Here is a 13,249-nt window from a genome sequence, read left to right as displayed (position 1 = left end):
TTACGCCGTAAGTGGCGGAAAACTCATAGGAATACTGGTTGTGTTCGAACTCTTCGGTAAGAAGGCCAACACCCTTCTAGGGATCGATATTAGCTCTACCTCGGTAAAACTCCTTGAGTTGAGTCGTTCCGGCACTCGTTACAAGGTCGAGTCTTATGCGGTCGAACCGCTGCCGGCCAATGCCGTCGTCGAAAAGAATATTGCCGAACTCGAAGGGGTTGGCCAGGCGTTGTCGCGCGTGCTGGTCAAGGCCAAGACGAACGCCAAAATAGTGGCGGTCGCTGTGGCGGGTTCGGCGGTCATCACCAAGACCATCGAGATGGACGCCGGTCTGTCCGACGACGACATGGAAAACCAGCTCAAGCTTGAAGCTGACCAGTACATTCCCTATCCCCTCGAAGAAGTCGCCATCGATTTTGAAGTCCAGGGCTATTCGGCTCGCAATCCCGAGCGTGTCGAAGTGCTGCTGGCCGCCTGCCGCAAGGAAAACGTGGAAGTGCGTGAGGCCGCTTTGGCGCTGGCCGGGCTGACGGCCCGTGTCGTCGATGTGGAGGCCTACGCGCTGGAGCGTTCTTTCGGTCTGCTGTCTGCCCAACTGGGCAATGACCACGATCAACTGACCGTTGCCGTGGTGGACATCGGCGCAACCATGACCACCCTGAGCGTGCTGCATCACGGGCGCATCATCTATACCCGCGAGCAATTGTTCGGTGGGCGCCAGCTGACCGAGGAAATTCAGCGTCGCTATGGCCTGTCCATGGAAGAAGCGGGGCTTGCGAAGAAGCAGGGCGGGCTGTCCGACGATTACGTCAGTGAAGTGTTGAACCCCTTCAAGGATGCCCTCGTGCAGCAAGTGTCTCGCTCGCTGCAGTTTTTCTTTGCTGCCGGGCAGTACAACACCGTCGACTACATCATGCTGGCGGGCGGTACGGCTTCCATTTCGGGACTTGAGCACTTGATCCAGAAACGTCTTGGTACGCCAACCCTGGTCGCCAACCCTTTTGCCGACATGGCCCTGAGCTCCAAGGTCAACGCCGGTGCATTGGCCAGTGATGCTCCCGCGTTGATGATCGCCTGCGGTCTTGCCCTGAGGAGCTTCGACTGATGGCACGGATCAACCTTTTACCGTGGCGTGAAGAACTTCGCGAAGAACGCAAGAAACGCTTTCTGACGGCGCTGGTCTGTGTGCTGGTTTTCTCGGTGGGCGCGCTGTTTCTGCTTGATCGCTACATCAACAACGCGATCACTTATCAGGAAGCACGCAACGCATTCATCCAGAAGGAAATCGCCCAGCTCGATATCCGTATCAAGGAAATCAGCGACCTGAAGGCCCGACGCAAACAGTTGCTGGAACGGATGAAGATCATCCAGGACTTGCAGGGCAACCGCCCGATCATTGGCCGGGTGTTCGATCAACTGGCGCGAACCCTGCCCGATGGTGTTTATTTTTCAGATGTCAAAATGACCGACAAATTGATTTCCATCAGCGGGGCTGCCGAGTCCAACAACCGGGTTTCGGACCTGATGCGCAACATGGAGGCTTCCGACTGGCTCGCCTCGCCGAGCCTGACCGAGGTCAAGGCGACCACGGCAGGTGCAGTGGATCAGGCGAACGTCTTTCAACTGACGGTCCGCCAGACCCAGCCTGCTGCTGTGGTTGAAGGAGCCAGGCCATGAATTTTGCTGAATGGCTGGAAGGGCTTCGCCGGGTCGACCTCAATGACCTGGATCTCAACAACCTGGGCTCCTGGCCCGCAGCGGTCAAGGCCATCTCCGGCGTGCTGGTGATGGTGCTGGTGTTTGCGCTGGGTTATTTCCTTTTCATCCAGGAGCTGGAAACCCGGCTCGAAGGTGCCCAGGCCAACGAACTGATGCTGCGCGAGCAGGTGTCGACCAAGGCCTTCCAGGCCGCGAACCTGGAGCCTTACAAGAAGCAGATGGAAGAAATGGAAAACACCTTCGGCGCACTGTTGCGGCAATTGCCCAGTGACACCGAGGTGCCGGGCCTGCTCGAAGACATCACTCGTACAGGCCTGGGAAGTGGTCTGGAGTTCGAGGAAATCAAGCTGCTGCCCGAGGGTGTTCAGCAGTTCTATATCGAGCTGCCCATCCAGATCACAGTGGTAGGCGGTTATCACGACCTTGCGACATTCGTCAGTGGCGTTGCCAGCCTGCCGCGCATCGTGACGCTGCATGACTTCGAGATCAAACCGGTCGACCCCAAATCTCAGACCAAGCTGCGCATGAACATTCTGGCCAAGACCTACCGCTACAACGATGAAGGGCTGAAGAAATGAGGGCGGCGCGACTGTTGTGCGTCAGTGTGGTCCTGATGGGGCTGGCCGGGTGCGATAACGATCAGGAGTTCGCCGATCTCAGCGCTTTTGTCGATGAGGTCAAGACGCGTCCTTCGGGCAATATCGATCCATTGCCCAAGTTCCGGCCCTATGAAACCTTTACCTATAACGCGGCCAACCTGCGCAGTCCGTTCCAGCCTCCGGTGAAGATCGACCTGCTCAATCGCCAGAAAGGCTCACGGCTGGTCAAGCCGGACGAGACGCGGGTCAGGCAGTTTCTCGAAGGGTTCAATATCGAATCCTTCGAGATGGTCGGAACCATTGGCAACGAATCGGGTACATTCGCCTTGTTGCGCGGTGCCGGAGGGGTTCATCGCGTAAAAGTGGGTGATTATCTGGGCCGTAATAACGGCCGGATTGTGTCGGTCAGCGATGCGCAGGTCGATGTCATTGAAATAGTTCCTGATGGAGAGGGGGCCTGGCTTGAAAGGCCGCGCAGTATTTCCCTCAAAGAACGCTCATGAAGTGGGCAAGGCCAAGCATGCTTAACACCGCACAACGGAAATTCATCATGATCAGGATTCTCTCGATTATCGGCGTTTCGCTAGGGATAGCGATGCTTTCGCCGGTTCTCCAGGCAGCCAATCTTAAAACGCTGGATGTCGCAGCCTTGCCAGGCGACCGGATCGAACTGAAGCTTTCCTTCGATTCTCCGGTTCCTGCGCCGCGCGGCTATACCACCGAACAGCCGGCGCGCATCGCGCTCGACCTGCCGGGTGTGACCAGCCAGCTGGCAACCAAGAGTCGTGATCTGGGTGCGGGCAATGCGCGCAGTGTCGTGGTGGTTCAGGCCCAGGACCGCACGCGGGTCATCATCAACATGACGACGCTGTCTCCTTACAGCTCACGTGTCGAAGGCAACAACCTGTTCGTGGTGGTCGGCCAGGGCGCTGCCGCTGCGCAATCCTCCCAGCCGAGCACGGCCATGGGAACACCGCGAGTCGCCGTCCCGGCGCCCGCTCCGTCAGCGGCACGGCCTTACGTGCCGGCTGGTGTGAAAGCCATCAGGAATATCGACTTCCAGCGCGGCGAGCTGGGTGAAGGCAATGTGGTCATCGACCTGAGCAGTCCTGGTATTTCTCCGGACATTCAGGAGCAGGGCGGCAAGATTCGTGTCGACTTTGCCAAGACCCAGTTGCCTGAACCGCTGCGGGTCAGGCTGGACGTCAAGGATTTCGCCACGCCTGTGCAGTTCGTGAGCGCCACGACCTCCGGCGACAAGGCGAGCATCAGCATCGAGCCTTCGGGCGCCTTCGATTACTCGGCCTACCAGACTGAAAACAAGCTGACCATCAGCGTGCGTCCCCTGACCAATGAAGACCTGGATCGCCGTGCTGCCGACAAGCCGGTCTACACGGGTGAAAAACTGTCGCTGAATTTCCAGGACATCGATGTGCGCTCGGTGCTGCAACTGATTGCCGACTTCACCAACCTGAACCTGGTGGCCAGTGACACGGTTCAGGGCGGTATTACCCTGCGCCTGCAGAACGTGCCGTGGGATCAGGCACTGGATCTGGTGCTCAAGACCAAGGGCCTGGACAAACGCAAGGTGGGCAGTGTCCTGCTGGTCGCGCCAGCCGATGAAATTGCCGCCCGTGAGCGTCAGGAGCTGGAATCCCTCAAACAGATTTCCGAACTGGCGCCGTTGCGTCGCGAGCTTCTGCAGGTCAATTACGCCAAGGCGGCCGACATCGCCAAGCTGTTCCAGTCGGTGACCAGCGTCGAATCGAAAGCCGACGAACGCGGTTCGATCACTGTGGATGAGCGTACCAACAATATCATTGCCTACCAGACCCAGGACCGGCTCGACGAACTGCGCCGCATCGTGTCGCAACTGGATATTCCGGTGCGTCAGGTGATGATCGAGGCGCGCATCGTTGAGGCCAACGTCGATTACGACAAGGCGCTGGGCGTGCGTTGGGGCGGGACCAAGGTCGGCAGTGGCAACTGGAATACCTACGGCCTGGACGATAACGGCGACGAGGCGGGTAATACCGGCAATGACCTGAATTCCAACACACCGTTCGTCGACCTGGGTGCCGGTAGCGCGACCTCCGGGATCGGCATCGCCTTCGTCACCAACAATACCCTGCTCGATCTCGAGTTGAGCGCAATGGAAAAGACCGGCAACGGTGAAATCGTTTCCCAGCCCAAAGTGGTCACTTCCGACAAGGAAACCGCCAAGATCCTCAAAGGTACGGAAATTCCTTATCAGGAGTCCAGCTCCAGCGGCGCGACAACCGTGAGCTTCAAGGAAGCATCCCTGTCGCTGGAAGTGACGCCGCAGATCACGCCGGACAACCGCATCATCATGGAGGTCAAGGTCACCAAGGATGAGCCGGACTACCTCAATGCGGTACTGGGCGTGCCCCCGATCAAGAAAAACGAGGTGAACGCCAAGGTGCTGGTTTCCGATGGCGAGACGATCGTGATCGGTGGCGTGTTCTCCAATACGCAAAGTAAAGTTGTAGAGAAAGTGCCATTTCTTGGCGATGTACCGTATCTTGGCCGACTTTTCCGTCGAGATACGGTTTCAGAAGCGAAATCCGAGCTGTTGGTATTTCTGACTCCGCGTATCATGAACAACCAGGCGATTGCTGTGAGTCGTTGATTCTGTGCGAAATTTAATACTTGTAGGGCCGATGGGGGCTGGTAAAAGCACCATCGGCCGTTTGCTTGCCAAAGAGCTGCGCCTGCCGTTCAAGGATTCCGACAAGGAAATCGAGTTGCGCTCGGGCGCAAATATTCCGTGGATTTTCGACAAGGAAGGCGAGCCCGGCTTTCGCGACCGCGAGCAGGCAATGATTGCTGAGCTGTGTGAAGCCGATGGCGTCGTTCTGGCGACAGGCGGCGGCGCCGTCATGCGCAGCGAAAACCGTCAGGCGCTGCATGCCGGTGGGCGTGTGGTGTATCTGCACGCCTCGGTCGAACAGCAGGTCGGGCGCACGGCTCGTGATCGCAATCGTCCCTTGCTGCGCACTGCTGATCCGGCACGGGTATTGGGTGAGTTGCTGGCCATTCGTGACCCGCTGTATCGTGAAATCGCTGATCTGGTGGTTGAAACCGATGAACGGCCACCCCGTATGGTCGTTCTTGACATACTTGCCCGCTTGGCAGAGCTTCCTCCCCGTTAAAGCGCAGACGAAAATGCGCTATCCTCGGCGACCATCAAAACAGCGACAGCCATTGGCTGTCCTGGCGCACGAAAAAACATGCGCAACGCCCAATCGTTAATCAATGTGGGGACACATGCAGACACTTAAGGTCGAGCTTGGTGAGCGTAGCTACCCGATTCATATTGGCGAAGGCCTTCTGGACAAGCCGGAGCTCCTGATCCCGCATATCGTCGGGCGGCAGGTGGCTATCGTTTCCAATACCACGGTTGCTCCTCTTTATCTCGAACGATTGACGCGAACGCTGGTGGGTTACAACGTCCTGTCAGTGGTGTTGCCCGACGGCGAAGCGTTCAAGAACTGGGAAACCCTGCAAACCATCTTCGACGGCCTGCTCACGGCACGGCACGACCGCCGCACGACGGTGATCGCCCTCGGTGGCGGTGTGATCGGCGACATGGCCGGATTCGCTGCCGCCTGTTATCAGCGTGGCGTGAATTTCATCCAGATCCCGACCACGCTGTTGTCCCAGGTGGATTCGTCGGTAGGCGGCAAGACCGGCATCAACCACCCGCTGGGCAAGAACATGGTGGGAGCCTTCTATCAGCCCGGCGTCGTGCTGATCGATACCACCACACTCAACACCCTGCCCGAGCGTGAACTGTCCGCCGGGCTGGCTGAAGTCATCAAGTACGGCCTGATCTGCGACGAGCCGTTCCTGACCTGGCTCGAAGAGCACGTCGACCAGTTGCGCGGCCTGGACCAGAAAGCCCTGACCATCGCCATCGAGCGCTCGTGCGCCGCCAAGGCGCTGGTGGTGGGTGCCGATGAGCGAGAGTCCGGCGTGAGGGCAACCTTGAACCTGGGTCACACTTTTGGCCACGCCATCGAAACCCATATGGGCTATGGTGTCTGGCTGCATGGCGAGGCGGTTGCCGCCGGTACGGTCATGGCTCTGGAGATGTCTTCGCGGCTTGGCTGGATCACCAGCCAGGAGCGTGATCGCGGTATTTGCCTGTTGCAGCGTGCTGGCTTGCCGGTTATGCCGCCACAGGACATGACGGAAAACGATTTTCTTGAACACATGGCGATCGACAAGAAAGTGATCGATGGTCGCCTGCGTCTGGTGCTTCTGCGTCAGATGGGTGAAGCGGTTATCACGGACGATTATCCAAAAGAAGTACTACAGGCCACTCTGAGGGCGGATTACCGCGCTCTGGTGGATCAGCTTAGAGGTTAACGGAAAACCCATGACTAGTTTGCATGCCGACGAGGCTTTCCTCGGCCATTATCAGTTGAGTCATGACCCCTTTGCAGCGCGGGTACCTGGCTTCAAGTTTTTTCCTGCCCAGCGCAAATCGGTGCTGGGTCAGCTTCATCACCTGGCTCGTTACAGTCAGTTGCTGCTTGCCGTGACCGGGCCTCAGGGCAGCGGCAAGACCTTGCTGCGCCAGGCGCTGGTAGCCAGTACCAACAAGCAGTCGGTGCAGAGCGTGGTCATTTCGGCGCGTGGCGCCAGTGATGCTGCGGGCGTATTGCAGCAGGTCGCCCAGGCGCTGATTGTTGCCCAGGCTGAAATGCAGGCGATTCTGGCGCAGGTCGTACAGCTTGCGCTGACCGGTCAGGAAGTCTATCTGCTGGTGGACGATGCGGAACAACTTGGCGATTCGGCGCTCGAAGCGTTGCTGGGTCTGGCCGCAGGCACGCCTGAGGGGCGTCCGCATGTGTTCCTGTTTGGCGAGCCGTCGCTGATCGACCGTCTCGATCAGTTGTGTGCCGACCTGCAGGGTGATGTCGAAGGCGAGCGCTTTCATGTCATCGAGTTGCAACCTTATACCGAAGAAGAAACCCGGGAGTATCTGGCTCAACGTCTGGAAGGTGCAGGGCAAGGAATCGCGTTGTTCACTGCCGAGCAGATTACCGATATCCATGAGCAGTCCGATGGCTGGCCTGGGAATATCAACCAGGTTGCCCGCGATTCAATGATCGAGGCGATGATCGCGAGTCGTTCCGCGGTCAAGCGCCCAAGTGTGGGGTTCAACATGCCGAAAAAACACGTACTGGCCCTTGGTGCAGTTGTCGTGGTCGCAGTGGCAGCCGCGGTGCTGATCCCTGGCCGCGGCGACAAGAGCGCTGCGCCAGCCAATGCTCCGGCCCAGGCCCAGTTGCCACTGGGTCAGGGCACGCCCGCGAATCAGCAATCCAATAATGGTGGTCCGGCTATCGAGTTTGCGGGTAACTCGCAGCCGATGCCTCTGCCGCTGGTGGGTAACTCGCAACCTGTGATGCGCGGTCCTCTGGCCGAGGCGGCAGGTGCCGGTGAAACCGACGAAGATGCCGTGCCAATGGGCTCTCCAGCCCAGCCGCCCACGGTAACGACCACTGCACCACCTGCCGGTGCGCAGGCCGGTGCCGTGCCTCGTTCTTCCATTCCGGCTCCTGCGGCGGCAACGCCGGTGGCTCCGGCCGCCAAGCCTGCGCCAGCGCCAGCTCCGACTCAGGTCGCCACAGCCAAGCCTGCGCCCGCAGCGGCTCCTGCCGCCAAGCCTGCTGAAAAACCAGCCGCTGCCGCCGCCAAACCAGCTGCCGGTGGCAACTGGTACAGCGGCCAGGCGCCAGGGCATTATGTGGTGCAGATCCTGGGCACCAGCTCGGAAGCAACGGCTCAGGCCTATGTTGCCGAGCAGGGCGGCGAGTACCGTTATTTCAAGAAAACATTGCAGGGTAAGCCCCTGTATGTCGTGACATACGGTAATTTTTCGGACCGCGCTGCAGCCCTTGCAGCCATCAAAGTCTTGCCAGCAAAGGTTCAGGCTGGTAAACCTTGGCCTCGTACTGTCGCCAGCATCCAACAAGAGCTCGGCGCCAGTCGCTGAAGTCGCAGCGGCCTTATCCAGGCCGCTCACCCGGCAAACCTGATTTTACCTGCTCCGACGTGCCGCTTCTGGCGGCGCGCCTTGCAGTGTCTGCGTTACAAACGCCCTGACGTTTCGGTCGCTTCGGTCAGAATATTGAAAAATACTTTGACTAGCACAATGCTCAGCTATAAAACCTTCATAAATGCGACATTGATTTTCGGCTTTTCGCCGTTAAATTTGTGGGCCTTTGTGTCGCTGTGTACAATGACCTCCGTTTTGCCTCTCCGAAGCCGGCGTACGTTCGGCGTGACAGGTAATTGATTGAATTGAAAAGAAATTTGCCTCGCATAGAGGCAGCCTGGTGAGAAAGTGTCTATGAAAGCCGGTCTATACCAACCAGATGAATTCAAGGATAACTGCGGCTTCGGCCTGATCGCTCATATGCAGGGCGAGCCCAGTCATCACCTGTTGCAGACGGCTATTCAAGCCCTGACCTGCATGACCCACCGTGGCGGTATCAACGCCGACGGCAAGACCGGTGACGGTTGTGGCCTGTTGATTCAGAAGCCCGATGCATTCCTGCGTGCGGTCGCCAAGGAACACTTTGGTGCTGATCTGCCTCGCCAGTATGCCGTGGGCATGGTGTTCCTCAATCAGGACGACGCCAAAGCTGACATCGCTCGCGAGAACATGAATCGCGAAATCCTCGCTGAAGGCCTGACTCTGGTCGGCTGGCGTCAAGTGCCGATCGATACCAGCGTACTGGGCCGTCTGGCTCTTGAGCGTCTGCCGAAGATCGAGCAGGTATTTATCGGTGCAGAAGGCCTGAGCGATCAGGAATTCGCTATCAAGCTGTTCAGTGCCCGTCGCCGTTCGTCGGTGTCCAACGCTGCCGATACCGACCACTATGTCTGCAGCTTTTCGCACAAGACCATCATCTATAAAGGTCTGATGATGCCGCGCGACCTGACGGCATTCTTCCCGGACCTGAACGACGAGCGCCTGCAAACCGCGATCTGCGTGTTCCACCAGCGCTTCTCGACCAACACCTTGCCGAAATGGCCGCTGGCCCAGCCATTCCGCTTCCTCGCCCACAACGGCGAGATCAACACCATTACCGGTAACCGTAACTGGGCGCAGGCGCGTCGTACCAAGTTCACCAACGATCTGATGGATCTGGAAGAACTCGGCCCGCTGGTCAACCGCGTGGGTTCCGACTCATCGAGCATGGACAACATGCTTGAACTGATGGTCACTGGCGGCATCGACCTGTTCCGTGGCGTGCGTATGATCATTCCGCCAGCGTGGCAGAACGTCGAAACCATGGACCCCGATCTGCGGGCGTTCTATGAGTACAACTCCATGCACATGGAGCCGTGGGATGGTCCGGCCGGCGTCGTGATGACCGAAGGTCGCCATGCGGTCTGTCTGCTTGACCGTAACGGTCTGCGCCCGGCGCGCTGGGTTACCACCAAGAATGGCTACATCACCCTGGCGTCGGAAATCGGCGTGTGGGACTACAAGCCTGAAGACGTCATTGCCAAGGGCCGTGTCGGTCCGGGCCAGATTTTCGCGGTAGATACCGAAACCGGTCAGATCCTCAACACCGATGCCATCGACAACCGCCTGAAGTCGCGTCATCCGTACAAGCAATGGCTGCGCAAGAACGCCCTGCGCATTCAGGCGACCATGGAAGACAACGACCACGGTTCGGCCTTCTACAATCCTGAACAGCTCAAGCAGTACATGAAGATGTATCAGGTCACGTTCGAGGAGCGCGATCAGGTACTGCGCCCGCTGGGTGAGCAAGGTCAGGAAGCGGTCGGCTCCATGGGCGACGACACGCCAATGGCTGTGCTGTCACGCCGTGTGCGTTCGCCGTTCGATTACTTCCGTCAGCAGTTCGCGCAGGTGACCAACCCGCCGATCGACCCGCTGCGTGAAGCCATCGTCATGTCGCTGGAAATATGCCTCGGTGCCGAGCGCAACATTTTCCAGGAATCGCCTGAGCATGCCTCGCGTGTGATCCTCAGCTCGCCGGTCATTTCCCCGGCCAAGTGGCGTTCGCTGATGAACCTGGAGCGTCCGGGCTTCGAGCGCCACATCATCGACCTGAACTACGACGAAAACATCGGTCTGGAAGCGGCGATTCGCAACATCGCTGATCAGGCTGAAGAAGCCGTGCGTGCCGGTCGTACTCTGCTGGTGTTGAGCGACCGTCATATTGCTCCGGGGAAACTGCCTGCACACGCCTCCCTGGCGGTTGGCGCGGTTCACCACCGTCTGACCGAAAAAGGTCTGCGTTGCGACAGTAACATCCTGGTCGAAACCGCGACGGCCCGTGACCCGCACCACTTTGCCGTGCTGATCGGCTTCGGTGCTTCGGCGGTCTATCCGTTCCTGGCCTATGAAGTGCTGGGCGATCTGATCCGTACCGGTGAAGTGCTGGGCGACCTTTACGAAGTCTTCAAGAACTACCGCAAAGGCATCACCAAAGGCCTGCTCAAGATTCTGTCGAAGATGGGTATCTCCACCGTTGCGTCCTACCGTGGCGCGCAACTGTTCGAGGCCATCGGCCTGTCCGAGGAAGTCTGCGACGTCAGCTTCCGTGGCGTACCGAGCCGCCTGAAAGGCGCCCGTTTCGTCGATATCGAAGCCGAGCAGAAAGCGCTGGCAGCCGAAGCCTGGAGCCCGCGCAAGCCGATCCAGCAAGGTGGCCTGCTCAAGTTCGTGTTCGGTGGCGAGTATCACGCCTACAACCCGGACGTGGTCAACACTCTGCAAGCCGCTGTGCAGCAGGGCGACTACAGCAAGTTCAAGGAATACACCTCGCTGGTGGACAAGCGTCCGGTGTCGATGATTCGCGACCTGTTTCAGGTCAAGACCCTCGACCAGCCGCTGAACATCGACGAAGTCGAGCCGCTGAGCGAGATTCTCAAGCGTTTCGACTCCGCAGGGATTTCCCTCGGCGCGCTGTCGCCGGAAGCTCACGAAGCGCTGGCCGAAGCCATGAACCGTCTGGGCGCTCGCTCCAACTCCGGTGAGGGCGGTGAAGATCCATCGCGCTACGGCACCATCCGCAGCTCCAAGATCAAACAGATCGCCACTGGCCGTTTCGGCGTGACGCCTGAATATCTGGTCAATGCCGATGTGTTGCAGATCAAGGTCGCTCAAGGCGCCAAGCCGGGTGAAGGCGGGCAACTGCCGGGCGGCAAGGTCAACGGTCTGATCGCCAAGCTGCGCTATGCCGTACCGGGTGTGACCCTGATTTCGCCTCCGCCGCACCACGACATCTATTCCATCGAAGACTTGTCGCAGCTGATTTTCGACCTGAAACAGGTCAACCCGTCGGCACTGGTTTCGGTCAAGCTGGTAGCAGAAGCCGGCGTGGGCACCATCGCCGCTGGCGTGGCCAAGGCCTATGCCGACCTGATCACCATTTCCGGCTACGACGGCGGCACAGGCGCTTCGCCTCTGACTTCCATCAAGTACGCCGGCGCGCCGTGGGAGCTTGGTCTGGCCGAGACTCACCAGACCCTGCGCGGCAACGACTTGCGCGGGAAGGTCCGGGTACAGACCGACGGTGGTCTGAAAACCGGTCTGGACGTGATCAAGGCTGCCATCCTCGGTGCTGAAAGCTTCGGCTTCGGTACGGCGCCGATGATTGCCCTGGGCTGCAAATACCTGCGCATCTGCCACCTCAACAACTGCGCCACCGGCGTAGCGACCCAGAACGACAAACTGCGCAAGGATCACTACATCGGCACCGTCGATATGGTGATCAACTTCTTCACCTACGTGGCTGAAGAAACCCGCGAGTGGCTGGCCAAGCTGGGCGTGCGTTCCCTTGAGGAACTGATCGGTCGTACCGACCTGCTGGATATCCTGCCGGGCGAAACCGAGAAGCAGCAGCACCTGGACCTCACGCCTCTGCTGGGCAGCGACCATGTGCCTGCCGACAAGCCGCAGTTCAGCCTTGTGGACCGCAACCCGCCGTTCGACAAAGGCCTGTTGGCCGAGAAAATGGTGAATCTGGCCAAACCGGCCATCGAATCCCTGAGTGGCGGTGAGTTCGAGCTGGATATCTGCAACTGCGACCGTTCCATCGGCGCACGGATTTCCGGTGAAATCGCCAAGCTGCACGGCAACCAGGGCATGAACAAGGCACCTATCACCTTCCGTTTCAAAGGCACGGCCGGGCAGAGTTTCGGTGTGTGGAACGCCGGTGGCCTGAACATGTATCTGGAAGGCGATGCCAACGACTACGTCGGCAAAGGCATGACCGCTGGCAAGCTGGTGATCGTTCCGCCTAAAGGCAGCCCGTTCAAGACCAACGAAAGCGCCATCGTGGGCAACACCTGCCTGTACGGCGCGACCGGCGGCAAGCTGTTCGCGGCCGGTACGGCGGGCGAGCGCTTCGCGGTGCGTAACTCGGGTGCCCACGCCGTCGTGGAAGGCACTGGCGACCACTGCTGCGAATACATGACCGGCGGTTTCGTCTGTGTGCTGGGCAAGACTGGCTACAACTTCGGTTCCGGCATGACGGGCGGTTTCGCCTACGTGCTCGACCAGGACAACACCTTCGTTGACCAGGTCAACCATGAGCTGGTCGAGATTCAGCGCATCAGCGGCGAGTCGATGGAAGCCTATCGTACTCACCTGCAAAGCGTGCTGAACGAGTATGTCGAGGAAACCGGCAGTGAGTGGGGTCGTAACCTGGCCGAAAACCTGGACGACTACCTGCGCCGTTTCTGGCTGGTCAAGCCCAAGGCTGCCAACCTGAAATCGCTGCTCTCCAGCACCCGGGCGAATCCGCAATAAGGCACAGCTGCAAGCGGCAAGTTTCAAGCCGCAAGTTAACAGCAGTGCGCGAATTGCCTGCGATCATGATTCTTGCAGCTTCAGGCTTGTAGCTTGAAGC

The 13,249-nt window shown here is 59.0% G+C and carries 9 protein-coding genes; all 9 read left to right on the top strand.

The genetic code is table 11. From position 1 onward, the window contains the following. The first annotated feature begins 40 nt into the window (after positions 1–40). The 9 genes from K5D32_RS09780 (at position 41) to gltB (ending at position 13,149) form a co-directional block, all read left to right on the top strand. Positions 41–1,105: a pilus assembly protein PilM gene (locus K5D32_RS09780; RefSeq protein ID WP_221577117.1), complete on the top strand. Its 1,065-nt coding sequence runs from the start codon at positions 41–43 to the stop codon at positions 1,103–1,105. Next, on the top strand, positions 1,105–1,677 hold the full coding sequence (locus K5D32_RS09775) for a PilN domain-containing protein (protein ID WP_221577116.1): 573 nt from the start codon (positions 1,105–1,107) through the stop codon (positions 1,675–1,677). The genes K5D32_RS09780 and K5D32_RS09775 overlap by 1 nt, the downstream gene beginning before the upstream one ends. Beyond that, positions 1,674–2,297 carry a type 4a pilus biogenesis protein PilO gene (pilO, locus tag K5D32_RS09770; RefSeq protein ID WP_198724138.1) on the top strand — a complete coding sequence of 208 codons (624 nt, stop codon included), beginning with the start codon at positions 1,674–1,676 and terminating at the stop codon, positions 2,295–2,297. Before K5D32_RS09775 ends, pilO begins: the two co-directional genes overlap by 4 nt. Beyond that, complete coding sequence (locus K5D32_RS09765; protein WP_025258135.1) at positions 2,294–2,821, top strand: pilus assembly protein PilP; 528 nt, start codon at positions 2,294–2,296, stop codon at positions 2,819–2,821. Before pilO ends, K5D32_RS09765 begins: the two co-directional genes overlap by 4 nt. 47 nt (positions 2,822–2,868) lie before the next feature. Then, on the top strand, positions 2,869–4,968 hold the full coding sequence (gene pilQ, locus K5D32_RS09760; RefSeq protein ID WP_221577115.1) for a type IV pilus secretin PilQ: 2,100 nt from the start codon (positions 2,869–2,871) through the stop codon (positions 4,966–4,968). 4 nt (positions 4,969–4,972) lie between these two features. After that, positions 4,973–5,491 (top strand): shikimate kinase AroK, encoded by a 519-nt coding sequence (gene aroK / locus K5D32_RS09755; RefSeq protein ID WP_095067284.1) that lies wholly within the window; start codon positions 4,973–4,975, stop codon positions 5,489–5,491. A gap of 115 nt (positions 5,492–5,606) precedes the next feature. Further along, positions 5,607–6,710 carry a 3-dehydroquinate synthase gene (aroB, locus tag K5D32_RS09750; RefSeq protein ID WP_221600083.1) on the top strand — a complete coding sequence of 368 codons (1,104 nt, stop codon included), beginning with the start codon at positions 5,607–5,609 and terminating at the stop codon, positions 6,708–6,710. Between the two features lie 10 nt (positions 6,711–6,720). Further along, complete coding sequence (locus K5D32_RS09745) at positions 6,721–8,346, top strand: AAA family ATPase (RefSeq protein ID WP_221577113.1); 1,626 nt, start codon at positions 6,721–6,723, stop codon at positions 8,344–8,346. A 357-nt stretch (positions 8,347–8,703) separates the two neighbouring features. Beyond that, on the top strand, positions 8,704–13,149 hold the full coding sequence (gene gltB, locus K5D32_RS09740; RefSeq protein WP_221600081.1) for a glutamate synthase large subunit: 4,446 nt from the start codon (positions 8,704–8,706) through the stop codon (positions 13,147–13,149). Positions 13,150–13,249 lie beyond the last annotated feature (100 nt).

It is taken from the genome of Pseudomonas cichorii (assembly GCF_019719005.1).
GTDB classification, from domain to species: Bacteria; Pseudomonadota; Gammaproteobacteria; order Pseudomonadales; family Pseudomonadaceae; genus Aquipseudomonas; species Aquipseudomonas cichorii_E.
This window is presented reverse-complemented; position numbering and strand designations above follow the sequence as displayed.